Consider the following 25,393-nt stretch of genomic DNA (forward strand, 5'->3'; position numbering starts at 1 on the left):
CGCACACGCGCCCCGGGCTCCCTTTCGACACCTAGCAACCTGGCCGACTCGGCACCCCCGAGATGCGCCGGAGGGACGCAGCACCCCTACTCTCGCCTGAAAGACCCGCCTGGATCATGTCCGACCTGAGCCTTCCCGTCTCGGCGCTGAAACGCAGCCAGACCCAGCTCCCGGTGAGCGCCTATTTCGATACCGATCTGTTCCAGCGTGAACAGGCCAGCATCTTTCAGCGAGGCCCCCGCTACGTCGGCCATGCCTTGTCGGTCCCCGAAATCGGGGACCACTACGCCCTAGCGCAGGAGGGTGAAGGCCGGGCGCTGGTGCGTTCCGCCCAGGGCATCGAGCTGATCTCCAACGTCTGCCGGCATCGCCAGGCGGTCATGTTGCGCGGGCGCGGCAATACGCAGTCCAATATCGTCTGCCCGCTGCACCGTTGGACCTACTCGCACCAAGGCAAACTGATCGGCGCGCCGCACTTCAGCGAAGACCCCTGCCTGGACCTGAACCGCTACCCGTTGCACGAATGGAACGGCCTGCTATTCGAGGACAACGGCCATGACGTCGCAGCCGAGCTGAGCAGGCTAGGCCCTCGCGCCCAGTTGGACTTCGGTGGCTTCGTGCTCGACAAGGTCCAGGTCCACGAGTGCAACTACAACTGGAAGACCTTCATCGAGGTCTATCTGGAGGATTACCACGTTGGCCCGTTCCACCCCGGCCTGAGCGGCTTCGTCACCTGTGACGACCTAGCCTGGGAGTTCGGCAAGCACCATTCGGTGCAGACCGTGGGCGTGCAACAGGAACTGGAGCGCCCGGGCTCGCCGGTCTACCAGCGCTGGCACGACCAGTTGCTGAAGTACCGCGAGGGCCGCCCGCCCGAGGCCGGCGCGATCTGGCTGACCTACTACCCGCACATCATGGTCGAGTGGTACCCGCACGTGCTGGTGGTCTCCACGCTGCATCCGCAGGGCCCGCAGAAGACGCTCAACCTCGTCGAGTTCTACTACCCCGAAGAGATCGCCGCCTTCGAACGCGATTTCGTCGAGGCCCATCAGGCTGCCTACATGGAGACTTGCGTGGAGGACGACGAGATCGCCGAGCGCATGGACGCTGGTCGCAAGGCCTTGATGATGCGCGGCGACGACGAGGCAGGCCCCTACCAAAGCCCGATGGAAGATGGCATGCAGCACTTCCACGAGTGGTACCGCAACGAGATCGGCACCCCCCTCTGATGCCGGCGTCGGTGCTCATGGTCCTGGCGACGCTGCTGTTCGCCACCATGGGCGTCTGCGTCAAGCTGGCCAGCGAGTTCTATGCGGCCAGCGAGATCGTCATGTACCGAGGCCTGGTCGGCGCGATCATGATGGCCCTGCTGTCACACCGCCAGGGGCTAAGCCTCAAGACCCGCCTGCCCGGCATGCATGTCTGGCGCAGCATCTCCGGCGTCACCTCGCTGTGCCTGTGGTTCTATGCCATCAGCCACCTGCCCCTGGCCACCGCGATGACGCTGAACTACATGTCCTCGGTCTGGATGGCCCTGTTCCTGCTGGGCGGTGCCGTGCTGATGGGTGCGCAGCGCCTGGACTGGCGGTTGATGGCCTCGGTACTACTGGGCTTCGTTGGCGTCGCTCTGATCCTGCGGCCCACGCTGGATCAGCAGCAGCTCTGGCACGGCCTGGCCGGTCTGCTGTCGGGCATGATCGCTGCGATGGCCTATCTGCAAGTCACGGCGCTGGGTCGAGCGGGCGAGCCCGAGCTGCGCGTCGTCTTCTATTTCTCAGTCGGCGGCTGCGTCGCCGGTGCCGTCATCACGGGCCTGACCCAGGGTGGCCTGCAGCCCCATACGCTATGGGGTGCAGCCCTGCTTCTGGCGGTCGGCGTGCTGGCCACCACCGCCCAGGTCTGCCTGACGAGGGCCTATTCCATTGGCCGGCCGCTGGTAAACGCCTGCCTGCAGTACCTGGGCATAGTCTTCTCCTTCATCTACGGCATGCTGCTGTTCAAGGATCCGCTGACCTGGCAGGCAAGCCTCGGCATGCTGCTCATCATCGGCGCCGGCCTGGCCGCCACGCTGCTGCGCAGCCGGGTGGCACCGCCGGCAAAGGACAGCCAGTTCAACCCCGCGGAGTCATGAAGGCCCTCGTCCAGCCGCTCACCGCCGAACACGGTGCGCCAGCACAGCCCCCCATGGGAGCGACGATGCGTGCGGCATTGAGCCGCAAACACATCGCGCGGGTATCGCCAACGCTGAATGGATCGCCGCCATGAAACCCTTCACCACGCTACTTTCCGCCACCGAACTGCGCACACTGCGCGACCCGCTGATCATCGAGTGCAGCTTCGACCTCGTGGACACCGATGCCGGCGAGCGCGCCTACGCCGCCGGCCACATCCCCGGCGCCTTCTACCTGCACCTGGATCGCGACCTCTGCGGCGCCAAGACCGCTGCCGACGGCGCCTTCCGCGGCCGCCATCCGCTGCCGGAGCGCGCGGACTTCGCCGCGCTGATGCGCAGCCTGGGCCTGGTCGCCGACCGCCAGGTCGTCGCCTACGACCGCCAGGGCGGCCCCTATGCCGCTCACCTGTGGTGGATGCTGCGCTGGCTGGGTCATGCGCAAGTCGCCGTGCTGGACGGCGCCTGGGATGGCGACATGACCGCAGAGGTACCCCCTGCGGTGCCTACAGACTGGCAGCCCGGCCAGTCGCTGGTCGGACAGATCAGCACCGCCGAGCTGCTCAAGAAGCTCGGCAACATCCGCCTGATCGACGCCCGCGCTGGCGAACGCTTTCGCGGCGAGGTCGAGCCCCTGGACAAGGCTGCCGGCCACATCCCCGGTGCCAGCAACCGTTTCTTCAAGGACAACCTAGGCGCGGAAGGCCGCTTCAAGCCGGCGGCTCAGCTGCACGCCGAGTTCCAACCCCTGCTGGCACCCTTTGCGGCGGACTCGGTGATCCATCAGTGCGGCTCGGGCGTGACGGCCTGCCACAACCTGCTGGCGATGGCCCATGCCGGCTTGGGCGACGGCCTGCTGTACCCGGGCTCCTGGAGCGAATGGTCGTCCGACCCGGCCCGCCCGATCGCCCAAGGATGAGCAACGGCTTGATCTCCGACAAACCCTCCAGCGCCTGATGGGCCACACTGGAGCCCTCCCCAACGATTGGAGGATCGAATGTTCAAGCGCATCCTCGTCCCCACGGACGGCTCCGACATCACCGCCAACGCGGTCAACACCGCCATCCAGCTCGCCAAGGTCCATGGCGCCCAGTTGCTGACTCTCAGCGTCATGGAGCCTTTCCCCTACAGCGCGGTCTCGGAAATCCAGCCCGTTCCGCCGCAGGAGTTCATCGACGCCCAGCAGCGCGTCGCCACCCAGCGCGTCGAGGCCGTCAGCGCCGCGGCTGCGGCTCAGGGCCTGGCGTGCAAGGGCCACACCGTCGAGGCGCTGCATGCGTGGGAAGCCATCATCGACCACGCCAAGACCGAGGGAGTCGATCTCATCGTCATGGCCTCCCACGGCCGCCGCGGCGTCGCGGCCCTGTTGCTGGGCAGCGAGACGCAGAAAGTGCTGACGCACACGGACCTGCCGGTGCTGATCGTCAAGTGATCTCTCTCGGCGCCTGATGCCGGCCGGCGACCGCCGGTTCCGCTCAGCCGCTCACTGAAGGCCGCCACCGCGGCAGCAGGCGGCCGAGTGGAAACCCCCTCTTGAGCCCCGAAACCATGGCTTGAGATGGGTGGCATGTTCAGCTTCTTCCATCCCCGGCCCGTCACCGACTCCCGGCCTGTCGCCGAGCAATCAGTCCGCTTGAGCCGTCCCACCCCACCGTCGCTGGTGGTGGTAGTCGCCGCGAAGGCCGCCCCTCACAGTCCGGGGCCCCCTTCGACGGCGCCTGGGACGGCACCCGGGCATCCAACCGAGGTGGGCATCCAGTCAGAAGGCGGAGTTCCTTGGCCTCAGCCGCCTCGAGCCTGACGGCCCGCGGCACACTGCGGCTGAGGCCGCGCGTCAGTGTGCGCCGTGCAGCATCATCGACACGGTGAAGGCCGCGCCCAGCCCTACGGCCAGCCAGGCCACCTGGGCCAGCGTCTCGCGCCAGGCCAGGCGCTGCTGCAGCTGCGGCAGCAAGTCAGCCACTGAGATGTAGATGAAGCTGCTGGACGCCAGCACCAGCAAATACGGTAGAACGCCCTCGAAACTGCCAATCAGAAAGTAGCCCAGCACGCCGCCGACGACCGAGGCCATGCCCGAGATCGCGTTGAAGAGCAGTGCCTTGGCGCGCGACAGGCCGGCGTTCAGCAGCACGATGTAGTCGCCCACCTCCTGCGGGATCTCGTGGGCCACGATGGCCAGCGCCGTCGCGAAACCCAGCCTCGTGTCGGCCAGGAAGGCCGCCGCGATGATGGCGCCGTCGCAGAAGTTGTGGATGCTGTCGCCCACCAGCACGGTCAGCCCGCCACGCCCTGCCTGCTCGGCGTCGAAGTGGTGGTGATGGTGGTGACCGTCACCCTCGTGGTGGTGCACGTGGCGATACAGCTCCACCTTCTCCAGCAGCCAGAAGAACAGCAGGCCCGCAAGCAGTACGGCGAACAGCGTCTGAGGCTGGGCCGTCTGGCTCTCGAAGGCCTCGGGGAGCACATTCAGGAGCGAAGTGCCCAGCAAGATGCCGGCCGACAGACTGACGAGGCTCTTCACGAGACGGGTCAGCACGCCGACGGTCAAGCTGGCGGCGACGAGCACCGACAGCAGCCCGCCTGCGAAGGTGGCGAGCACGATGTAGAGAAGGGTCATGGGATAGGGCAAAAGCAACGGGCCACAGCCTTGGACTGCGGCCCGGACCCATTCAGCCTAGCAGAGCTGTCAAGCGACGCCGTTCTTCTTGAACCAAGCCAGGCATCTGGCCCAGCCATCTTCGGCGGCCGCCTTGCGGTAGCTGGGCCGGTAGTCGGCATGGAAGGCATGTGGCGTATCGGGATAGACGACGAACTCGCACTGGGTGTTGCCGGCAGCCTTGAGGGCGGCCTCAAGCTGGGTCAGCGTCTCGACCGGAATGCCGCCGTCCGCGGCACCGTACAGCGCCAGCACCGGTGCCTTGATGCTGGCAGCACGTTCGATGATGGTCTTGTCGCCGGCATGGTAATTGCGCGCCACCGGGCCATACCAGGCCACCGCCGCCGCCAACCTTGGGTTGTGGGCCGCATACGACCAGGCCGTGCGCCCGCCCCAGCAAAAGCCCGTGATGCCGAGCTTGGCGGTGTCGCCGCCGTGAGCCGCAGCCCAGGCGACGGCGGCATCGAGGTCACCATTGACCTGGGCATCGGACGCCTTGGCGACGACCTCGCTGATGAGCTTGGGGATGTCGGTAAAGGCGCCGGCGTTGCCGTGGCGCACGAAGAGCTCGGGCGCGATGGCCATATAGCCCTGCCTGGCCAGCCGCCGGCAGACGTCGGCAATGTGCTCATGCACGCCGAAGATCTCGCTGGCCACCAGCACGACGGGCAGGTTCTTGCCGCCTGCGGGCGCGGCGCGGTAGGCCGGCATCTGGAAGTCGCCCACCGGGATGCTGACACCGCCGGCTACCAGGCCGGCCGCGTCGGTGCTGATCGTCTGCGCAGCCACCGGCAGAACGGCGGCCGCAAAACCGCTGCCCACCGTTGTTTGCACAAAGCTGCGACGACTGAAGTCGCGGGACGGCGCGAGGCTGTCGATCTCGTCTTTCAACATGGACTCTCCCGGGCGGGTGGTTACGAAAGGGCGTCAAATTTTGCCCCGACAATCCCGCCCATGACGCAGCGTCCCGACTCCGCGAACAGCCTTTGGGCCTCCATCGACATCGGCTCCAACAGCTTCCGCCTCGAGTTGGCCCGCCTGACTGGCGAACGCTACCAGCGGGTCAGCTACATCAAGGAAAGCGTGCGCCTGGGCGCCGGCCTCGATGCGCAGGGCATGTTGACCGAGGAGGCCATGCAGCGCGGCCTGGCCTGCCTGAAAGGCTTTGGCGAACAGCTCGTTGGCATCCCGCCCGAGCGCATACGTGCCGTCGCGACGCAGACTCTGCGCGAGGCACGCAATCGCAACGCGTTCCTGGCCCGCGCGCAGGCGGTTCTGGGCCATCCCGTCGAAGTCATCGCCGGCCGCGAAGAAGCACGCATGATCTTCGCTGGCGTCGCGCGCCTGCAGCCGTCCAACAAGCCCCGCCTCGTCATCGACATCGGCGGGCGTTCCACCGAGATGATCCTCGGTCGCGGCCGCAAGCCTCTGCTGGCCGAGTCCTTCGGCGTCGGCAGTGTGGGCCTGTCTCTGCGCTTCTTTGCCGAGGGCCTCTACACCGCCGAGGCGTTCCGCGCCGCCCAGGTCGCGGCTGGCGCCGAGCTCGAGGAGGCGTTGACGCTGTTCCGCCCCGAGCTCTGGCAGGAGGCGCTGGGCTCGTCGGGCACTGTGGGCGCTGTGTCGCAGATCCTCGCGGCCAGCGGCCAGACCGATGGCCGCGTCACGCCGGCCGCGCTGCGCTGGTGCATCGAGCAGTGCCTCGCCGCCGGCTCGCAGGACAAGCTGCAGCTGCCCGGCCTGAAGGACGACAGGCGCCCCGTCGTCGCCGGCGGCCTGTGCATCCTCTACACGCTGCTGACCCAGTTCGGCATCGCCGAGCTGCGGGCCACCAAGGGCGCGCTGCGCCAGGGTGTCATCTTCGACCTCGCCGAGCGCCTGCAGCCCAGTGGCGCCCGCGACCCGCGCGGCGCATCGGTCACAGAGCTGCAGCTGCGCTTCGGCGTCGACGTCGGCCAGGCAGAGCGCGTGGCTGCCCAGGGCGAGCGGCTCTACCGGCATCTCGCGCCCAAGCCTGCGGCCGAGCTACTGCGCGAGCTGCGCTGGGCAGCGGCCCTGCACGAGATCGGCATGCTGGTCTCCCACCATGACCACCACCGCCACAGCGCCTACCTGATCGCCCATGTGGACGCGCCGGGCTTCTCGACCAACCAGCTGCAGCGTCTGGCCACGCTGGCGCTGGGGCAGCGCGGCGGCCTGCGCAAGCTGGAGTCTCAGCTCGCGGATCCGGCGCTGCTTGAGCAGGTCGTCGCGCTGCGCCTGGCCGTCATCCTCTGCCATGCACGCACGCCGGTGCAGGGCAGCGGTCCGGTGCTGCAGCGCGAAGGCAGGCAGCTGACGCTGCACTGCCCCAAGAACTGGACCGAAGGCCAGGCACGCACGCGCTTCCTGCTGAAGGAAGAGGCCGAGGCCTGGGCCCGCACCGGCCTGCTGGAGCTCATGCTGGCCTGAGGCTTACGCGCCCGTCAGAGTGCGTCCGGGCCTTGCACGGCGTGCAGCGTCACCTCAGGTTCGCCGTCGCGCTGGCGCCAGCGCAGCCACCAGACGGCGCCCTTCTTGACGGCCCATTCCTGCTCGACACCGGCCAGCAGTTGCGCTGCCAGGCGCCCCAGCGTCGGCTGATGGCCGCAGATCAGCACGGGCTCGCTGGCCCTGGGCCAGCGACTGGCATCGATGAGGGCTTCAATGGGTGCGTCGGGTGCGATGGCCGGCACGACACGGACCTCACGCCCCAGGGCTTCGGCCGTCTGGCGACAACGCAGTGCAGGGCTGACGAGCACGCGCGTTGACGCCGCCAGCCGGTGGTTTAGCCACCCCGCCATGCGCCTGGCCTGGCGCTCGCCCTTGGGCGTCAGCGCACGCTGCAGATCATCCTGGCCGGCAGCGATGACTTCGGCTTCGGCATGGCGCCAGAGGATCAGATCCATCTCCGCGCCTCTACTCAGAATAGCGCCGCATGAGCGCCTGCTGGGCGCTGACGCCGCCGTTGGGGTCGACCCGCGTCGAACGGCCGTCAGGGCCGAGCTGCCAGGCATCCAAGGTGTCGTGCAGATAGGGCTGCAGCGCCTCGTCGATGACACGCTGGCGTAGCCTGGGATCCAGCACCGGCCAGGCCACCTCGATACGACGGAACATGTTGCGGCTCATCCAGTCGGCGCTGGACAGGAACAGCGCTTCGCCGTCGTCCGTGGCCGTCGCTTCGGCCCATCGGAAATAGCAGACGCGCGAATGCTCCAGGAAGCGTCCCACGACCGAGCGCACGACGATGTTGTCGCTGACGCCAGGCAGGCCGGGTGGCAGCATGCAGGCGCCGCGCACGATGAGGTCAATCCTGGCACCGGCCTGGGCGGTGCGCAGCAGGCCGTGGATGAGTTCTGCGTCGGTCAGCGCGTTGATCTTCACGACGACGCGCGCGCCCTTGTAGCCGGCCAGCGCTGCCGCCTCGACATGGGCAAGCAGCTCCAGCATGCGGCTGTGCATGTTAAAGGGCGCCAGCAGCATGCGCCTCGGCGCCTTGAACTTGCCGAGCGACGCAAGCTGGCGAAACACCGAGTCGGCGTCGGCCGTCAGGTCGGCATCGGCCGTCAGCAGGCCGAGGTCGGTGTACAGCCGTGCCGTCTTGGGGTTGTAGTTGCCGGTCGACACGTGGGCATAGCGACGCAACTTACCGTTCTCGCGGCGCATGACCAGCAGCAGCTTTGCATGGGTCTTGTAGCCGACGATGCCGTATACCACCTGCGCACCAACGGCCTCCAGCCGCTCGGCCCAGTTGATGTTGGCTTCCTCGTCAAAGCGCGCCTTCAGCTCCACGACGGCCATCACCTCCTTGCCGCGCCTCGCAGCCTCGATGAGCAGATCCATCAGCTCCGACTTGGCGCCGGTGCGGTAGATGGTCTGCTTGATGGCCAGCACATCGGGGTCCGCCACCGCCTCACGCAGCATCTGCACGACAGGCTCGAAGCTCTCGAATGGATGGTGCAGCAGCACGTCACCCTTCTTGAGCCGCTCAAAGATTGACTTGTGGCGCGGCAGCCGCCCCGCCGGCCAGGCCGGCTCAAAGGGTCTGAAACGCAACTCAGGAGCATCCGTCTGGTCGATGAGCTCGTTCAGGCGTACGAGATTGACCGGCCCGTTGACGCGGTACAGCGCCGCGGCGGGAAGGCCGAACTGCTCCAGCAGGAACTCCGACAACTCGGCCGGACAGGTGTTGACAACCTCCAACCGCACCGCACGACCGAAGTGGCGCGTCGTCAGCCCCGAGCGCAACGCGTGGCGCAAGTTGGCGATCTCCTCCTCGTCCACCTCCAGGTCGGAGTCCCGCGTAACGCGAAACTGCGAGAAGGCCTCCACCTTGCGGCCCGGGAACAGTTCCTCCAGGTGGGCGCGGATGACGCTGGTCAGCAGCACGTAGGCCTGGCGGTTGTCGCTGAGGTTGGCGGGCAGCTTGATGACGCGCGGGAGCACGCGCGGCACCTTGACGATGGCGATGCGGTTGTCGCGACCAAAGGCGTCCTTGCCCGACAGCCGGGCGATGAAGTGCAGCGACTTGTTTGCCACCTGCGGGAAGGGATGGGCTGGGTCCAGCCCCACCGGCACCAGCAGCGGTCGCACCTCGCGCTCGAAGAACTTGGCCACCCAGCGCCGCTGCAGCTCGTCGCGGTCGGCATGGTTGAGGATGACGATGCGCTCACGGTTCAGCAGCGGCGTCAACTGCTCGTTGAAGACGTGGTACTGCTCGTCGATCAGCGTGTGCGCCGCGCGGCCGACGCGGTCGACGTCCTGGCCCGTCACGGTGCTGAGCGGGTCGCGCGCAGCCTCCAGCATGTCGGCGAAGCGCACCTCGAAGAACTCGTCCAGGTTGCTCGACACGATGCAGATGTAGCGCAGCCGCTCCAGCAGCGGCACGTCCTCGCGCTGGGCCTGGGCGAGGACGCGTCGGTTGAACTCGAGGATGGCCTGTTCGCGATTGAGCAGCTTCAACGGGGTCGGGTCGGTCATGAAGAAAAGTGTATGAAGCTTGTGTGACAACGCGTTGAAGCTGGAAATGGCGGTTGGGAGTCCCCGCTACGCGGCCCGCTGCGCCAGGCCGGTCGATGCGCCGGGCGGCTGTCTCCAGGTTCGACACCCCGGGATAATCCGGTCCATGCATCTGATGATTCCCCATGCCGGCGCGCTGGACGAAGCCGCGCGGCATGCCTTCGGGGCCCTGCCTCTGCCGAACCTGACGGCACAACTGGCCCGCCTCAGTCCCGCCGAGACCTGGGGGAGTGACGAGTTCTCGCCCCACCCACCACACCATCTTGCGCTGGCCGCGCTGCATGGGCAGTTGCAGCCCAGCGCGGCCGCCTGGAGTCTGGACGCCGACGCCACGCTGGCCTGGGCGCTAATGACACCTGTGCATCTGGCCGTCGGCACAGACGGCGTCGACGTGCTGCCCCCGGCAGCGCTGAGCCTGTCTGAATCCGACGCAGCCCGCTTCGCTGCCGTGCTGCAGGAGCTCTGGCCCGAGAACGAAGGCTGGCAATGGCGGCTGCTGGACGCGACACGCTGGACCATCGGTCACGCGACGGCGCTGGAGGGCTTGAGCGCTGCCAGCATCGAGCGCGCCGCCGGCCGCCCCATCGAGCCTTGGTTGCCCGATAGCCGCGTGCTGCGCCGCTGGCAGAACGAAGCCCAGATGCTTCTGCACGGGCATGCGCTCAATATGGAGCGCGAGGCGCGCGGCGAGCACGCGATCAACTCGGTGTGGATAGGCGACATCGGCCGCTCGAACGGCCAACCGCTCGATGTGAGCGTGGACGCGCGCCTGACCGAGCCGCTGCTGAACGGCGATCTTGCCGCCTGGGCTGAGGCCTGGCAGCGCCTGGACGCCGGTCCGCTGGCTGGCGAGCTGACCAGCCTGACACTCTGCGGCGAACGCTTCGCGCGCCGCTTCACGACACAGCCGCTGTCGTTGCTGGAAAGGCTCAAACGCCGCCTGAAGACCCCCGACGTGGCCGCCATTCTGGAGGCCCTGTGAACTCCCCGCGCCTGATCGAACGCGACGTGCCACCGCGCATGGCCTGGGCGCTGGAGCAGTCAGGCGTCGCGCCGCTGCTGGCCCGGCTGCTGGCCGCGCGTGGCGTGAGTGATGCCGCCGAGCTGGACGAGAGCGTGGCCCATTTGCTGCCGCCGGCCGGCCCCCATGGATTGAAGGGCCTGCCCGAGGCTGCGCGGCTGCTGGCCGACACGATCCATTCCGGCGGCCGCCTCGTCATCGTGGCCGATTACGACTGCGACGGAGCCACCGCCTGCGCCGTCATGCTGCGCGGCCTGTGCTTGCTTGGGGCGCGCTCCGACCAGGTGGGCTATGTCGTCCCCGACCGCGCCGTACACGGCTATGGCCTGACACCCACGATCGTGGACCTCGCGCTGGAGCAGCAACCCGCCCTGCTTGTCACGGTAGACAACGGCATTGCCAGCCTCGCCGGGGTGGCCCACGCCCGCGCGCACGGCCTGAAGGTGCTGGTGACCGACCACCACCTGCCCGCCCTCGTGGACGGCGCCGTCGTCGTCCCCGAGGCAGACGCCATCGTCAACCCCAACCAACCGGGCTGTACCTTCTCCAGCAAGTCCCTGGCCGGCGTGGGCGTAGCCTTCTACGTGTTGCTGGGGCTGCGCGCCGAGCTGCGATCGCGCGGTGCCCTGCCCAACCCGGAGCCGAGGCTGGATGGCCTGTTGGACCTGGTGGCACTTGGCACCGTGGCAGACGTCGTCAAGCTCGACGCCAACAACCGCCGTCTCGTCGCGCAAGGCCTCAAGCGCATGCGCAGCGGCCGCGCCCAGCCAGGCGTGATGGCGCTGTTCAGCGCCTCCAAGCGTGACGCCAGCAAGGCGCAGGGCTTCGACCTCGGCTTTGCCCTGGGCCCGCGCATCAATGCCGCCGGCCGGCTGGCCGACATGACGCTTGGCATAGAGACGCTGACGACCGACGATCCCGAGCGCGCGCTCGAGCTCGCCACCCAGCTCGACGCCATCAACCGCGAGCGCCGAGAGATCGAGAGCGGCATGCGCGAGATGGCCGAGGCGCGGCTGGACAGCCTCGTCGCAGCGCTGGAGGGTGCACTGCCACCGGCCGTCGCGCTGTTCGACGCCGATTTCCACGAAGGGGTGGTGGGCATCGTCGCCTCGCGCATCAAGGATCGCGTGCACCGTCCCACCTTCGTGTTCGCACGCGGCGCGGACGGGCAGCTCAAGGGCTCGGGCCGCTCCATCCCGGGCTTCCACCTGCGCGACGCGCTGGATCTGGTCGCCAAGCGCGAGCCCGAGTTGCTGGCGAAGTTCGGCGGCCATGCGATGGCCGCAGGCGCCACCCTGGCCGTGGACGACATGAACCGCTTCGCGCTCGCCCTGGCCCGCGTCGCCGAGGAATGGCTGAACGACCAGGACCTGACCCGCACACTGCGCCACGACGGCGCCCTCCCCGCTGAGGCCGCGACGCCCGAGACCGCTCGGCTGCTGGATGCCCAGGTCTGGGGCCAGGGCTTCGAGCCGCCCGTGTTCTGCAACCGCTTCGAACTGATCTCGCAGCGGCTGGTGGGCGAGAAACACCTGAAGCTGCGCCTGCGCCATGCCGGCCGCCTCGTCGACGCGATCTGGTTCAACCATATCGACATGCTGCCGGAGCAGGTCACGCTGGCCTATCGCCTGAGCCTGGACGAATGGCAGGGCCAGCAGCGCATCCAGTACATCATCGAGGCCGCGCAGGCGTGACGGAGTTGGCAGGCCCGCCAGGCCCGCCGCCACCAGTCACCGGAATGTCACAGGTGCTTCCAAGAATCCGCGCCGCCAGCCCGGATGTCCCGGGCCGGCGCGCCGACCCGGAGCCCCTCATGCGCGCCAGCGCGCCCGATCCCCTTGCCGACGCCCTCGATCGACTGATCGAACAGCGCAGCTTCGACATCCACTTCCAACCCCTGGTCGCCATCGACCGTGCCGAGATCTACGGTTTCGAGGCGCTGACCCGCGCGCCGGCCGACGGCCCCCTGCATTCGCCGCTGGTGCTGTTCGAGGCCGCCGCCCGCCTGGGTCGGCTCGTCGAGCTGGAGCATCTCATCATCCGGCGCGCGATCCAACGCTTCAAGGCCCTTGGGCTGCCGGGCCTGCTCTTCCTCAACGTCACCGCCGACACGCTGATCGGCGCGCGCGAGCATGCCGGGCTGCTGGCCGGAGAACTGGGCGAGCTGGGCCTGCCGACCTCCCGCGTCGTCATCGAGCTGACCGAGACCCGCCCCATCGAGGATCTCGCCCAACTGGACGACGCGCTGCAGGCGCTGCGCGAGCGGGGCTTCCGCGTCGCGCTGGACGACCTTGGCGAGGGATTTGCCAGCTTGCGTCGCTGGATGGAGATGCGGCCGGATTTCGTCAAGATCGACCGGCACTTCATCGACGGCATCGCCCAAGAGCCGCTGAAGCAGCAGTTCGTGCGCTCCATCGTCGAGATGGCTGCCACCAGTGGCTGCGAAGTCGTCGCCGAAGGCCTGGAGCAAGAGCCCGACCTCGAGGTACTGCGCCGCCTGGGCCTCACCATCTGCCAGGGCTATCTGTTCGCCCGCCCGAGTGCCACGCCGCGCGCGTCCCTGAGCGCGCAGTGGAGCGGCCGGCTGGCCGCCGTGGGCCAGCCGCGCCTGCTGCAGAACGACCTCGCACTCCCGTTGGCCCAGGGCGCTATCACCAGCGCCGGCCAGCTCGCCCGCCGCGGCCTGACCGTCACCGCCTCCACCAACTGCCGCAGCATCATCGACCTCTTCCATGCTGACGAGCAACTGCTGGCCATCCCGGTGCTGGACGACCAGCAACGCCCCATCGGCGTGCTGCGCTCCCTGCATGTGCTCAAGCGCAGCACGGAGCGCTATTTCATGGACATTTTCGAGAAGCACAGCTGCGCCGAGCTGATGGATCCCAGCCCGTTGGTCGTCGACGTCGCCACGCCGCTGCGCGCCATGAGCGATGCACTGGCCAACCTGGATGAGCGTCTGCTGATCGACGGCTTCATCGTCACGCGCGACGGCACCTACTTCGGCTCCGGCCGCAGCTCCGACCTGCTCAAGGCCGTGTCCGACCTGCAGGTGCACGCGGCCCGCTACGCCAACCCGCTAACGCTGCTGCCCGGTAACGTACCCATAGACAACCATCTCGACGGCCTCATCGAGGCCGGCGAGACCTTCGTCGCCGTGGTCTGGGACATCGATCACTTCAAACCCTTCAACGATGTCTATGGCTACCGTATCGGCGACGACATCATCCGTCTTGCCGCTCGTGTACTGACCCAGGCCGCCGACCCGCAGGTCGATTTCGTCGGCCACATCGGCGGCGACGACTTCGTCATGGTGCTCAGCAGCACCGACTGGGAAGGCCGCCTGGAGCGCATCTGCAAGGCTTTCGACACCGGCGTGCGCAGCTTCTTTTCCGCCGAGCACCTGGCGGCCGGCGGCTACGAGACGCTGAACCGCCAGAACCAGCCCAGCTTCCACCCCCTGCCAACGATCTCGGCCGGCGCCGTACTGCATCTTCCGGGTCATTTCGAGAACGCGCGGGCTCTGAGCGCCGCGCTGGCAGAGCCCAAGCGCGTGGCCAAGGGCCGCGCTGGCGGCAGCCGCTTCTTCGTCGACCGCCGCCAGCCCCAGCCGCTGCTGCTGATGGCGCAGCACTGGTGACGTAACCATTGCCAACCATCTGATGATGGCGGGCTGACACAATCAAGGCGTGAACCTCGCCACCACGCTCAACGCCGACCTGCATTGCCACTCGGTCGTCTCAGACGGCACGCTGACGCCCGAAGCTCTGGCCGGGCGCGCCAAGGCCGCGGGGGTGGAGCTGTGGTCGCTGACGGACCACGATGAGATCGGTGGCCAGCAACGCGCCATTGACGCCGCCCGGACACTGGGCCTGCCCTACCTGACCGGCACCGAGATCTCGGTGACCTTCGCCGGCCGCGTCGTCCACATCGTCGGACTGGGCTTCGACCACAATGCCTCCGAGATGATCGAAGGCCTGCGCGCAACGCGCGGCGGCCGCGAATCGCGCGCCCGCGAGATGGCAGCCAGCCTGGCCCAGGCTGGCATCACAGGGGCCTTCGAGGGCGCACTGAAGTACGTCGGCAACCCGGAACTGATCTCGCGCACCCATTTCGCGCGCTTCCTCGTCGACGGTGGTTTCTGCGCGGACGTACCCGAAGTCTTCCGCCGCTTCCTGACTGACGGCAAGCCCGGCTTCGTGCCGCACCGCTGGGCGGCACTGAAAGACGCGGTGGGCTGGATCACCCGAGCTGGCGGCATCGCCGTCATCGCCCACCCGGGCCGCTACGACTTCACACCTATCGAGGAGTACGCGCTGATCACCGAATTCATGGCCCACGGCGGGCGTGGCATCGAGGTGGTCACAGGCAGCCACACGGCGGCAGAGTTCACACGCTACGCCGACGTAGCACTGGAATTCGGGCTGCTGGCCTCACGCGGCTCGGACTTCCATTCACCCGAGGAAAGCCGCGTCGACCTCGGCGCGCTGCCCCCGCTGGCAGGCCGGCTGGCGCCGGTGTGGGCGGCGCTCGCCGAGCGGATTCACCACTGATGGCCCAGCTCTTCGAAGTCCACCCCGACAACCCGCAGCCGCGCTTCCTGCGCCAGTGCGTACAGATGCTGCAGGCCGGTGGGATCGGCGCCATCCCGACTGACTCCAGCTACGCCTTCGTCTGCCGGCTGGATGACAAGGCTGCCGCCGAGGCGCTGCGTCGTGTACGTGGCGTGGACGAGAAGCACCACCTGACGCTGCTGTGCCGCGACCTGTCCGAGCTGGCCAACTACGCGATGGTGGACAACCGCCAGTACCGCCTGCTCAAGCTCGCCACGCCCGGCGCCTACACTTTCATCCTGCCGGCCACGAAGGAAGTGCCGCGCCGCCTGTCCCACCCCAGCCGCCGCACCATCGGCCTGCGCGTGCCCGACCACAAGGTCACCCAGGAGCTGCTGGCGCTGTTCGGCGAGCCGCTGCTTTCCACCACGCTGATCCCACCCGGCGACAGCGAGCCGATGAACGATGCCGCCGCCGTCAGCGAACGCCTGGACCGGCAGTTGCAGTTCGTGCTGGACGCAGGCGCCTGCCCTGCCCAGCCGACCACCGTGCTGGACCTGAGCCAGGGCGACGAGCCCGTCCTGGTACGCCAGGGCCGGGGCGAGCTGGCCAGACTAGGCCTGCAGCTGGACTCACCGTAGCGCGGCAGTCCGGCTCGGGGGCTGTGGGGGCCGGTTTGCAGGACCAGCGCACTCCAAGTCATCCACGCCGCAAACACCGGCCACGCCTTCAAGACTCCCAGCCGCCGCCCAACGCAAGAAACAGCTGCACCTGCTCATCCACCAGCGCAGCTTCGCTGCCGGCCAGTGCGGCTTCACTGTCGGCCAGTGCTCGCTCAGCATCCAGCGCGTCCAGGTAGCCGACCTTGCCCCCCTGATAAAGGCGGCGCGCCTGTGCAGCCACTGTGGCGGCCTCGTCGCGAGCAGCCTGCAGCGCGGCACGTCGGTCCAGCTCGCGGGCGTAGACATTGAGCGCGCTCTCGGTCTCCCGCAGCGCCGTCAGCACCGTGCCGTCAAAGCGCGCCAACGCAACCCGCGCTCCGGCTTCGGCCTGCGCGATGCGGGCATCGACTACGCCGGTATCGGGCAGGCTCCAGGAAATCAGCGGCCCCAGGCTCCAGGCCAGGGTGTCGCGACGCGCGAAGCCGTCCAGCGCGCCGGCCGACGCTACCGACAGGCCCAAGTTGACCTTCGGGTAGCGATCGGCGATCTGCACACCGATGCGCGCGGTAGCCGCGGCCAGCTCGCGCTCGGCCTGACGGATGTCGGGCCGGCGGCGCAACAGCGCCGCGCCGTCGCCCACGGGTATGGCAGTGGCCGCCAGCTGCGGCGGCACACTGCAGCCCGCCAGCTCCTGCGGAAAAGACTCGGGCAGCCGTCCGCTGAGCGTGGCCAGCCGGTACAGCGCACCTTGGCGCTGGGCCTGCAGCGGCGGTAGTGCAGCGCGCAGTTGCTCGGCCTGGCGGCGCGCTCGCGCCGCGTCGATCGCTCCGACGCGGCCGGCCGCGCGCATGCGTTCGGTCAACGCCACCGCCTCCTCCTGCAGCGCCAGCGAGTGCTCGGCGCTGCGCAGGCGCAACCCGGTGGCACAGGTCTCGGCATAGGCCCGCGCCACGCCGGCTGCCACTTGCACGCGTACCAGGTCGCGCGCCGCCTCGGCGGCGGCGCTGCCGGCCACGGCCGCTTCGAGCGCACGCTGCAATTGGCCGAACGGGTCCATCTGATAGGACAGGCCCAGGCTGGCGCTGTAGTGGAAGGCGTTGGGCGGCTCGTAGCTCGGCCTCAGCATTGACAGGCCCGAGGCATGCCCAAAGGACGGGCCACCACCCACGCCCAGCGTAGGCCTGCGTCCACCGGCCACCTCATCCTCGATCGCACGCACCCGCTCCAAATTGGCCACGGCCTGGCGCAGGTCGGTGTTGCCCTCAAGCGCCTCCTGCACCAGCGCGTCGAGCTGGGTATCGCCATAGAGGCGCCACCAGTGAGCCGGCAGCGGAGCACTGGTGAAGATCGCCGGCTGCGCCTGCTGGAATCCGGTCGCGGCCTCGGTCCGCAGCGCCAGCGCTTGTCCGGGCACACGGTAGTCAGGGCCTACAGGGGCCGTGCTGCATCCCGCCACGACCGCCGCTAGGCCCAGCATCAGCGCCAGTCGCGGCAGTGGCCGGCTCACGAAGCCTGCTCCTGCGCCAGCACCTGCACGCTGACAGTCTGGCCTGCCACCAGGTGCGTGCCGGTCGGCAACGGATCCAGACGCACGCGTACCGGCACGCGCTGCGGAAGCCGCACCCAGTTGAAGCTGGGGTTGACGCTGGGCAGCAGGTTTGTGCCGGTAGTGCGATCGCGGTCGGCGATGCCGGCCGCCAGACTCTCGACCCGTCCGCCCAATGCGGCGCCGCCCATCGGCGTGACCGCAACCCGGTCGCCCACATGGATGCGCGCCAGCTTGGTCTCCTCGAAATAGCCCTCGACATAGAGCGAACCGGCGTCCACCAGGGCCAGCACCGGATGGCCGGCGCTGGCGTAGGCTCCCTGGCGGAGGTCGAGATTGGTCACAAGACCGGCGCTGGGCGCTCGCACCGAGGCGCGTTCCAGGTTCAGGCGTGCTGCGTCCAGCGCCACCTCGGCCTGGGCCAGAGCTGCCTCGGCCTGTTCAGCGCGAGTGCGGGTCTGCTCACGCGCCTCCTGTGAAACGAGGCCGCCCAACTCGATGTTGCGGACACTCTCGCGGCGCGCCTGCGCCAAGGCTAGGCGCTGCGCACCCAGCTGAGCCTGGGCCTGGCGCAATGCCAGCCGGAAGCGCACGCGATCCACCTCGAACAGCAGGGCGCCCGCCGTCACTTGCTGGTTGTCCCGGATTGGCACTGCGGTGACCAGGCCGGAAACGTCGGGGGCGATCTGCACGACGTTGGCGCGCACCCTGCCGTCGCGGGTCCAGGGCGAGACCTCGTAGCGCTCCCACAGGCGCAGGCCAGCCCAGATGGCGCCGGCCACGGCCACGAGGGTCACGGCCACCGGCAATAGCCGCTGCGGGGAAGGAAGGGACAACTTGCGGATTTGCATGGCGATACTTCAGCTCAGCAGGAGGGCGGCGCTACTGCTGATGCCGTAGAGCAGCAGCAGGTAGAGCGCCATGTCGAACAGGGCCGGGTGCCAGACCCAGCGATACAGGCCGGCAGCGGCCAGCAGGCGGCGTGCGCCCCACAGTGCGAGCAGAGCCAGGCCGGCGAGCGGCATCAGCCAGGGCAGGTAGAGCCCCAGCACGTCGATCGCACCGATCACGGGACACTCCTTTCGGTGCAGGTGGTTGCGCCGGCCAGCGGCTCGGCATCGGGAAACAGGTGGCGGCGCAGGCCCACCAGAGCGCCGACCGCTGCGTCGGCCGAGGCCGCCAGCGCGCCGCGCAGCAGTTCATCCAGACGCGCCAGCAAGGCTTGCGGCGGACGAGCGTGGCGCGGTAGCAGCGTGGCCAGTTCGTCGAGCAGACCTTGCAGCGCAGGCTGCGCGGTACCCGGCAGGGCGGTACGGGCGCGCTGCAGTGCCAACAGGTCTGCGCCCAGGCGCAGATCGCGCAGCGCGTCGTCGGTGGGGACGCCCTCGACCGAACCGCCGGACTGCGCGACACGCGGCGCCAACAGGGCGACGCGGTCCAGCATGCGCAAGCCGTAGGCCTGCCCCTCGCGCTCGGCCACGCGCGGCGCACGCGCCAGCTCAGCCAGCTCGCGCCAGGTGGCACGCTGGATGCGTCTCGCGCTCCAGTCGGCCCCTACCGAGCGCAGCAGCCGCGTGGTCCGCGCCGCGACCAGGATGCCGACCACCTGCCCCAGCATCGAGTTCAGGAAACTCACCAGATCGGCCTGCGCCGTGTCATGCATCGCCAGCGCGCCGACCACACCGAACAAGAGCGGCAGGGCCTGCCCCATCGTCGCCGGCCGCGCCACAAGGGCGCCCAGCGGCAGCACGAGTGGGGCGCACACCAAGGCCAGCGTGGCGAAGTCCTGCACCAATGGCAACAGCACCAGCAGGTAGAGGGCGGCGATCGGAATGGACCACAGCGTCCACTTCATGAAGCCGTGGATGGCCGGTACCGGATCATCCATGCCCGCGAAGAAGCTGCAGAAGATTGCGGCCATCATCGCAGCGGCAGACCCCATGGGCCAGCCGGTCAGGATCCAGAAGGCGCAGCACAGCCCGATGGCCACGGCCGCGGCCAGGGCCGACCAGGCCGCCATGCCGGCGTCCAGATGCAGCACCGCACCACGCGCCGGACGCACACTGGCTGCCTGTGGGCGCCCGCCCTGCATACCGGCGTCTATCCCAGCGCGCAGCGCCTGGCCCTGCTGCCAACCAAGCAGCAGCTCGTCCAGCCGCGCCGCCAATGCGATGCGCAGCGCCCGGCCCCAGTCGTCGCCGGCAAAGGCGCCGGACGGCAACGCGGCGATCGCGGCGCGAAGCACCGGCTCCCGAGTCCGCCGCTCCGGTTCGGCCTGTTGCAGCCAGTCGCCCAGCGCCGCCAGCAGCGTGTCCACGTCCGCCGGCAAGCCATTGCCCTCGTGCTGCCGCAGCGCCTCCAGCCGGTCCTCGGCGGCAGCCAGGGTCTGGGTCAATGCGGCAATGCGATCCTGCAACGCATGCACCGAGTCACCGCTCCAGCGCAGAGCGCTGGTGTCGTAGGGAATGTGGGTTGACAGCAGGCGCAGCTGGGTGATGTCACCGGCGACGCGACGCCGATCAGCCTGCAGCGGTGCGGCCGCCCCCCCGCGGCCCTGCAGCAGGTCGCCGAGCCAGCGGCGTGTGTCACCCAGGCTGCGATCCACCAGGCCCAGTACGCTGGCGCTCAACCCGGTCGGCAGTACCAGGCTGTGCACCAGAGTGGCGGCCAGTATGCCCAGGCCGATCTCCTCGACCCGCGCGACCGCGGTGTCGAAGATCTGCAGCGGCTGATCCACCGCAGGGAAACCGATCAGCGCTGCGGTGTAGCCGGCCAGCATGAAGGCGTAGGCGCGCGGCGTGCGGTCTTGCAGCGAGCAGAACAGGCACAGCGCTACCCACAGCGCCAGCGCCAGGCTCAGCAGCTCCGGCGCGTTGGCCAGGCCCGGCACCAACAATACGGCAGCGACGCTACCGACCCCGGTGCCCAGCAGCCGGAACATGGCCTTGGAGCGCACTGCACCGGCCAGGGGATGCGCCACCACGTAAGTGGTCATCAGCGCCCAGAAGGGGCGCGGCTGGCCAGCCCAACTGGCCAGGAACATGGCCAGCATCGCGGCAGCGAAGCACTTGGCCGAGAACAGCAGCTCTGCGGGCGTGAAGCGCGGCAGCTCGGGCAGCTTCATTGGCACACGTCATCCGGCAACGGCGGGACCACCGGCTGCGGGCAGTTCAGGCGACCTTGCATCACGGTGAACACGCGCAGGCAGGCTTGCAGGTCGGCGTCGCTCACGCCCTCGTAGAGCTCCTCGCGCATCGTCCGCAGGGTCCCCTCGATCTGCGCGCAGGCGTCGGCACCGGCCTCGGTCAGGTGCATGGTCTTGGCGCGGCGATCGGCCGAGTCTTCGCGCCGCTCGACGAAACCGCCGGCCACCAACTGGTCGAGCGATCGCGCCAGCGAAGGCCCCTCGATGCCCAGCAACTCGGCCAGCACGCCCTGGCGCATGCCCTCGCCATGGCGGCCGATCATCACCAGCGGCCAAGCCATGGACTGCGACAGGCCTACATGGGCCACCGCCTGGTTGGCCGCGGCACGGTAGGCACGGTCCAGGATTGACAGGCTCACGCCAAGGGTCATCAGCGCGAGCTCGCGTGCGGTACGGGTCAGTGCTCGGGGGGGATTCATCGGCGAGGTCATTATATTAGCAAGCTTGCTATTTAATACAATTGGACATCGGAACCGGACGCGATGCAAGCCTTGCACGCACAGCCGCGATCCGATCGCAGGGAGCGCAGCTCATCCAGCGTTCTTGCAGTTCATCCGGCGCGGCCGGCGCTTGATCGCAGCACCCTGGAAGCGAACGGCCTCATTGCCGAAACTGACTCCATCGAACAAGCAATCACGCGGTTCGAAGCCCACCGAACGGAGTCCATCATGAGCAAGCAAATCACCTTCTTCGCCACCGTCGCTGCCCTGGCCTTCTCGGCCGCCGCCCATGCCGCCCCGCGCGATGTCGTCAAGCTGGAGCGAGTCGTCGTCACCGGCAAGGCCACCCGCGAAGTTGCTCAACTGCCCCGCGTCGTCGTGACCGGCCACGCCCAGCGCGAAGTTGCCCAACTGCCGCGCGTCGTCGTCGTCGGCTACAGCGAAGCCACGCTGCAGCGCCAAACCCTGGCCGCTGCCAAGTCCACGACCAAGCACGCCTGATCCGGCATCGTCAGAACATGCGAATGACGCCTTTTTCTACCGCCGCCGAGCCGAGTCGCCAGCGCTGCTGAGTCAGCGTTGCCGACTCGGTTCGGCCTGTTCCAGGATGTCGAGGATTCGGGCCCGGTCGAAGCCGAGTACCGTGCGGCCGCGCACGACCAGCGTGGGCGTTCCCATGCCGCCCAGTGCCTGGTAGTCGGCCAGGCATTGAGCATTGCGTTCGATGAAGCACTCGTCGAACGCAATGCCTTCCTGCGTCATCCAGCGCTGTGCTGCCATGCACCAGCCGCAGGTCTCGGACGAGATCATGCGGATGTCACCTGGCTGCACCTGCCGGGCCAGCCGATCGGCATCTCCGGCCGCGACATGACCGCGCCAGGCCCAGGAAGCCGCAGCGGTCAGCGCGACGACGACGATCAGCGAGCGCGGTGGCAGTTGCATGCCCCGCATGCTAGACGGACCTCAGTACACCTCGGGCACGATCAGATTGTCCGGCACCGGGTGGCGGATGTAGTCCTCGCGGCGTTCGCGCGCGGGCAGCTGGATGTCGGCATGCTGCACCTCCTGGTAGGGCATCTGCGACAGCAAGTGGCTGATGCAGTTCAGCCGCGCCCGTTTCTTGTCGTCCGCAGGCACCACCCACCAGGGCGACTCCGGGATGTGGGTGCGCTCCAGCATCACCTCCTTGGCCTTGGTGTACTCCTCCCAGCGGCGGCGCGACTCCAGGTCCATGGGGCTGAGCTTCCACTGTTTGAGCGGGTCGTGGATGCGGCTCATGAAGCGGATGCGCTGCTCGTCGTCGCTGATCGAGAACCAGTACTTGATGAGCTGGATCCCCGAGCGCTGCAGCATCCGCTCGAACTCGGGAGCGGAACGGAAGAACTCCTCGTACTGCTCATCCGTGCAAAAGCCCATCACGCGCTCGACGCCGGCGCGGTTGTACCAGCTGCGATCGAACAGCACGATCTCGCCGGCTGCCGGCAGGTGTGACACGTAGCGCTGGAAATACCATTGCGTGCGCTCACGGTCGTTGGGTGCCGGCAGCGCGGCCACGCGGCACACGCGCGGGTTCAGCCGCTGCGTGATGCGCTTGATGACACCGCCTTTGCCCGCCGCGTCACGCCCCTCGAACAGGATGACAACCTTGTGGCCAGTGTGCTGCACCCAGTCCTGCAGCTTGACCAGCTCGCTCTGCAACCGGAACAGCTCGCGGAAATAGCGCCGGCGCTCCAGGGCCGCGTCGGCCAGCGCATCGCCCTGCGTCACGCCATAGTCGCGATCCTCGAGCTCGAGCTCCAGCTCTTCGTCGAAATCGTCCTGCAGGTCGCGGTGAATACGCTTCACCAGTTCGTCTTCGATATGGCTCACGAGAGGCTCCCGGCCGCGAAGGCGGCCCTGGCCGCCAGCCTAGGCCAGCGACATTGCGGGGCTGTGACAAGCCTGCACTTGACGACATCGTTTACAGGCGTAATCATTGCTATCGTTTACGAATGTAATCATGAAAAGCACCACATCCCCTATCAGCGACGCAGAAGCCCAGATCATGCGACAGCTCTGGCAGCGCGCCCCACAGGCCGCCGACGAGATCGCCGCGGCGCTCGGGCCGCAGCAGGGCTGGCAGCTCGCTACCGTGAAGACGTTGCTGAACCGGCTGCTGAAGAAAGGCGCCGTGACCGCCGAGCGAGAGGGCCGACGCTTCCTGTACGCGCCCGCCGTCCCGGAGGACGCCTGGGTAGCGGACACCGGCCTGTCGCTGATCGACCGCCTGTTCGGTGGGCGGCTTGCGCCGCTGGTGACGCAGTTCGCGTCGGAGCGCGAGCTGAAGCCCGCCGACATCGAGGCGCTGCGCGCGATGCTGGCGCGCTACGAAGACAAAACCTGACACCAGCCCCTGGAGACCCCGAATGAGTTCGATGCTGTCGACCCTGATGTTCCAGACGTTGGCCGTCAGCGCCGCCGTGGCCATGGCGGCGCTGCTGCGCCGGCCGCTCGCACGTGCCTTCGACGCCCGCGCCGCCTACCTGCTGTGGCTGTGCGTACCAGTCGCGCTGATCGTCGCGCCGTTGCCGTCGCCGCTGCACCTCAGCGAGCCGCAGCGGGCCGCGCTGCAGGAGTGGGTCACACCGACACAGGCCCGCGCGGCCGCCATGGCACTGCCAGTGCCGCCTGAGGCGGCCCCGACTTGGCCGCAACGAACCGTCGCCGGCTGGGCCACCGGAGCGCTGCTGATGGCACTGATGCTGGGACTGCGGCAGCACCGCTTCGGTCGGCAACTGCGCGCAGTACCGGACTGCACGCACTTGCAGCTCCCCGCCGGTGCCAGCGCCTGCGTCGTTGGCGTGCTGCCGGCGCGGCTGGCGCTGCCGGCCGACTTCGAGCAGCGCTTCAGTGCCGAAGAGCGCGAGCTGATCCTGGCCCACGAAGGCGTGCATCTGCGCCGCCAAGACAACCTGTGGAACCTGCTGGCCACGCTGTGCTACTGCCTGCAATGGTTCAATCCGCTGTGCTGGTGGGCCTGGCGCCGCATGCGCGCCGACCAGGAACTGGCCTGCGACGCCGTCGTGCTCATCGAGCGCAATGTCGCCGCCGACCTGGGCCGTTACGCACAGGCCCTTATCCGCTCTCACGACCAGGCCAACCGAGCGCTGCTGCCCACGCTGACCAGCTCATGGAGCTCGCGCAGCGGACTGGTGGAACGCGTCGCGCAACTGCAGGCGCATGCCGCTCGGCGAGGGCAGCCGCGGCGCGACCCCGCTGTCATCGCCGCGCTGGTGTTGGCGACGGCAGGCGCCGTGTCGGCCACGGCTGCGACGCAGTCCGGCGGCAAGCCACCCAACTGGTTGGAGCAGCTCGCAGACCCGTTGCCCGCCGACCTCGGCGACCACCCCGAGCCCACCATACTGCGCTGGCGCATGGTCGCCCGCGAAGGCAACGGCAGCATGCGGCACTCCACGAAGTCCATGCCGCTGATGCCTGGCCATTTGCCCGCCAGCACGAAGTCGCGCTACGTCGAGTCCAACAAGAGTGGCCCGCAATGGTGCCTCGAGGTCACCGGCACACGCTCCGCGGACGGAAGTTGGCGCTCCATCGGCCAGTTGCTGGACAGCAGTTGCAGGCAAGCGCTCGATGAACCGGCGCCGCTCGCCGCGGACGGCAGCGTGCGCACGTTCAACGGCCGCCTGCCCGACGGCCGACCACTTGTCGTCGAGCTGTCCGCAGAACGCTTTGCGCTACCACCGCAGATGGTTTGGGTGGACGTCGGCATCGACCACAATCTGACGGCGGTGTCATCGCCCGGCATGCGCCTGCTGGGCGAACAGGGCACGCGCATGAGCATCCAAACCCATCCAAAACCGGAAGACAAGGCGGAGGCACTGGCCGTCGACATCGTCGTGACCACAGAAGGTGATGATCGCGCCCGGCTCAAGACTCGGCTGCTGGTGGGCGAACCGCGACGCCTGCTGGCTGAGCCGGAGGTCGTCACACGCTGGGGTGAGCCCGCGACGATCATCTGGCAGGACCCGGCCGGTGAGCAGCGCGTCGAGCTGCGGCTGACGCCGTATCACGGCAACGGCAAGCCCTAACGCCGGGACCCGAGCGCGGGCCGC

The 25,393-nt window shown here is 68.5% G+C and carries 24 protein-coding genes; 13 read left to right on the plus strand and 11 right to left on the minus strand.

Annotated features, from left to right (window positions below):
- Positions 1-116 precede the first annotated feature (116 nt).
- The 4 genes from QM732_RS16160 (at position 117) to QM732_RS16175 (ending at position 3,602) form a co-directional block, all read left to right on the plus strand.
- Positions 117-1,229 carry an aromatic ring-hydroxylating oxygenase subunit alpha gene (locus QM732_RS16160; protein WP_415657128.1) on the plus strand — a complete coding sequence of 371 codons (1,113 nt, stop codon included), beginning with the start codon at positions 117-119 and terminating at the stop codon, positions 1,227-1,229.
- Between the two features lie 17 nt (positions 1,230-1,246).
- The gene (locus QM732_RS16165) at positions 1,247-2,131 is read left to right on the plus strand and encodes a DMT family transporter (protein ID WP_415659399.1); all 885 of its coding nucleotides are present in this window, start codon (positions 1,247-1,249) and stop codon (positions 2,129-2,131) included.
- Positions 2,132-2,261: 130 nt separating this feature from the next.
- Entirely contained in the window at positions 2,262-3,089 is an 828-nt protein-coding gene (locus tag QM732_RS16170) for a sulfurtransferase (RefSeq protein WP_415657129.1), read from the plus strand.
- A 78-nt stretch (positions 3,090-3,167) separates the two neighbouring features.
- Complete coding sequence (locus QM732_RS16175) at positions 3,168-3,602, plus strand: universal stress protein (protein ID WP_415657130.1); 435 nt, start codon at positions 3,168-3,170, stop codon at positions 3,600-3,602.
- 402 nt (positions 3,603-4,004) lie between these two features.
- Here the strand turns inward: QM732_RS16175 and QM732_RS16180 are convergent, their stop codons facing one another.
- Both QM732_RS16180 and QM732_RS16185 read right to left on the minus strand, forming a co-directional pair.
- Positions 4,005-4,787: a ZIP family metal transporter gene (locus tag QM732_RS16180; protein WP_415657131.1), complete on the minus strand. Its 783-nt coding sequence runs from the start codon at positions 4,785-4,787 to the stop codon at positions 4,005-4,007.
- A 69-nt stretch (positions 4,788-4,856) separates the two neighbouring features.
- Positions 4,857-5,720, minus strand: coding sequence for a dienelactone hydrolase family protein (locus QM732_RS16185; RefSeq protein ID WP_415657132.1), 864 nt, complete (start codon positions 5,718-5,720; stop codon positions 4,857-4,859).
- Between the two features lie 60 nt (positions 5,721-5,780).
- On the opposite strand from QM732_RS16185, the gene QM732_RS16190 reads away from it, so the two are divergent.
- Positions 5,781-7,274: an exopolyphosphatase gene (locus QM732_RS16190; protein WP_415657133.1), complete on the plus strand. Its 1,494-nt coding sequence runs from the start codon at positions 5,781-5,783 to the stop codon at positions 7,272-7,274.
- Between the two features lie 14 nt (positions 7,275-7,288).
- Here the strand turns inward: QM732_RS16190 and sixA are convergent, their stop codons facing one another.
- Both sixA and ppk1 read right to left on the minus strand, forming a co-directional pair.
- Positions 7,289-7,750, minus strand: coding sequence for a phosphohistidine phosphatase SixA (sixA, locus tag QM732_RS16195; protein ID WP_415657134.1), 462 nt, complete (start codon positions 7,748-7,750; stop codon positions 7,289-7,291).
- 10 nt (positions 7,751-7,760) lie between these two features.
- The gene (gene ppk1, locus QM732_RS16200) at positions 7,761-9,821 is read right to left on the minus strand and encodes a polyphosphate kinase 1 (RefSeq protein WP_415657135.1); all 2,061 of its coding nucleotides are present in this window, start codon (positions 9,819-9,821) and stop codon (positions 7,761-7,763) included.
- Between the two features lie 145 nt (positions 9,822-9,966).
- Here ppk1 and QM732_RS16205 point away from each other — a divergent pair, with 145 nt between their 5' ends.
- From QM732_RS16205 to QM732_RS16225, 5 genes are all read left to right on the plus strand, one after another.
- On the plus strand, positions 9,967-10,842 hold the full coding sequence (locus QM732_RS16205; RefSeq protein WP_415657136.1) for a hypothetical protein: 876 nt from the start codon (positions 9,967-9,969) through the stop codon (positions 10,840-10,842).
- Between the two features lie 38 nt (positions 10,843-10,880).
- Positions 10,881-12,575 carry a single-stranded-DNA-specific exonuclease RecJ gene (recJ, locus tag QM732_RS16210; protein ID WP_415659400.1) on the plus strand — a complete coding sequence of 565 codons (1,695 nt, stop codon included), beginning with the start codon at positions 10,881-10,883 and terminating at the stop codon, positions 12,573-12,575.
- 119 nt (positions 12,576-12,694) lie between these two features.
- On the plus strand, positions 12,695-14,518 hold the full coding sequence (locus tag QM732_RS16215) for a bifunctional diguanylate cyclase/phosphodiesterase (protein ID WP_415657137.1): 1,824 nt from the start codon (positions 12,695-12,697) through the stop codon (positions 14,516-14,518).
- 49 nt (positions 14,519-14,567) lie between these two features.
- Positions 14,568-15,431 carry a 3',5'-nucleoside bisphosphate phosphatase gene (locus QM732_RS16220; protein ID WP_415657138.1) on the plus strand — a complete coding sequence of 288 codons (864 nt, stop codon included), beginning with the start codon at positions 14,568-14,570 and terminating at the stop codon, positions 15,429-15,431.
- Positions 15,431-16,072, plus strand: a complete 642-nt coding sequence (locus QM732_RS16225; protein ID WP_415657139.1) for an L-threonylcarbamoyladenylate synthase — start codon at positions 15,431-15,433, stop codon at positions 16,070-16,072. Before QM732_RS16220 ends, QM732_RS16225 begins: the two co-directional genes overlap by 1 nt.
- Positions 16,073-16,160: 88 nt before the next feature.
- Here QM732_RS16225 and QM732_RS16230 read toward each other — a convergent pair whose 3' ends face one another.
- From QM732_RS16230 to QM732_RS16250, 5 genes are read right to left on the minus strand one after another with little or no spacing between them, the layout of a single operon-like run.
- Complete coding sequence (locus QM732_RS16230; protein WP_415659401.1) at positions 16,161-17,570, minus strand: efflux transporter outer membrane subunit; 1,410 nt, start codon at positions 17,568-17,570, stop codon at positions 16,161-16,163.
- 26 nt (positions 17,571-17,596) lie between these two features.
- Positions 17,597-18,490 (minus strand): efflux RND transporter periplasmic adaptor subunit, encoded by an 894-nt coding sequence (locus QM732_RS16235; RefSeq protein WP_415657140.1) that lies wholly within the window; start codon positions 18,488-18,490, stop codon positions 17,597-17,599.
- Positions 18,491-18,499: 9 nt separating this feature from the next.
- Entirely contained in the window at positions 18,500-18,709 is a 210-nt protein-coding gene (locus QM732_RS16240; protein ID WP_415657141.1) for a DUF1656 domain-containing protein, read from the minus strand.
- Positions 18,706-20,763 carry an FUSC family protein gene (locus tag QM732_RS16245; protein ID WP_415657142.1) on the minus strand — a complete coding sequence of 686 codons (2,058 nt, stop codon included), beginning with the start codon at positions 20,761-20,763 and terminating at the stop codon, positions 18,706-18,708. The genes QM732_RS16240 and QM732_RS16245 overlap by 4 nt, the downstream gene beginning before the upstream one ends.
- On the minus strand, positions 20,760-21,263 hold the full coding sequence (locus QM732_RS16250; RefSeq protein WP_415657143.1) for a MarR family winged helix-turn-helix transcriptional regulator: 504 nt from the start codon (positions 21,261-21,263) through the stop codon (positions 20,760-20,762). Before QM732_RS16250 ends, QM732_RS16245 begins: the two co-directional genes overlap by 4 nt.
- A gap of 249 nt (positions 21,264-21,512) precedes the next feature.
- Here QM732_RS16250 and QM732_RS16255 point away from each other — a divergent pair, with 249 nt between their 5' ends.
- A complete protein-coding gene (locus tag QM732_RS16255) occupies positions 21,513-21,785 on the plus strand; it encodes a hypothetical protein (RefSeq protein ID WP_415657144.1) in 273 nt (90 codons plus the stop codon).
- Positions 21,786-21,857: 72 nt separating this feature from the next.
- Here the strand turns inward: QM732_RS16255 and QM732_RS16260 are convergent, their stop codons facing one another.
- Together QM732_RS16260 and ppk2 are read right to left on the minus strand one after the other, a co-directional pair.
- On the minus strand, positions 21,858-22,226 hold the full coding sequence (locus QM732_RS16260; protein ID WP_415657145.1) for a glutaredoxin family protein: 369 nt from the start codon (positions 22,224-22,226) through the stop codon (positions 21,858-21,860).
- 21 nt (positions 22,227-22,247) lie between these two features.
- Positions 22,248-23,153, minus strand: a complete 906-nt coding sequence (ppk2, locus tag QM732_RS16265) for a polyphosphate kinase 2 (RefSeq protein WP_415657146.1) — start codon at positions 23,151-23,153, stop codon at positions 22,248-22,250.
- Between the two features lie 130 nt (positions 23,154-23,283).
- On the opposite strand from ppk2, the gene QM732_RS16270 reads away from it, so the two are divergent.
- Both QM732_RS16270 and QM732_RS16275 read left to right on the plus strand, forming a co-directional pair.
- Positions 23,284-23,667: a BlaI/MecI/CopY family transcriptional regulator gene (locus tag QM732_RS16270; RefSeq protein ID WP_415657147.1), complete on the plus strand. Its 384-nt coding sequence runs from the start codon at positions 23,284-23,286 to the stop codon at positions 23,665-23,667.
- A gap of 22 nt (positions 23,668-23,689) precedes the next feature.
- Positions 23,690-25,369 (plus strand): M56 family metallopeptidase, encoded by a 1,680-nt coding sequence (locus QM732_RS16275; RefSeq protein ID WP_415657148.1) that lies wholly within the window; start codon positions 23,690-23,692, stop codon positions 25,367-25,369.
- Positions 25,370-25,393 lie beyond the last annotated feature (24 nt).

The sequence above is a fragment of the Roseateles sp. genome (genome assembly GCF_047654805.1).
In the GTDB taxonomy this organism is placed as follows: domain Bacteria; phylum Pseudomonadota; class Gammaproteobacteria; order Burkholderiales; family Burkholderiaceae_C; genus Pelomonas.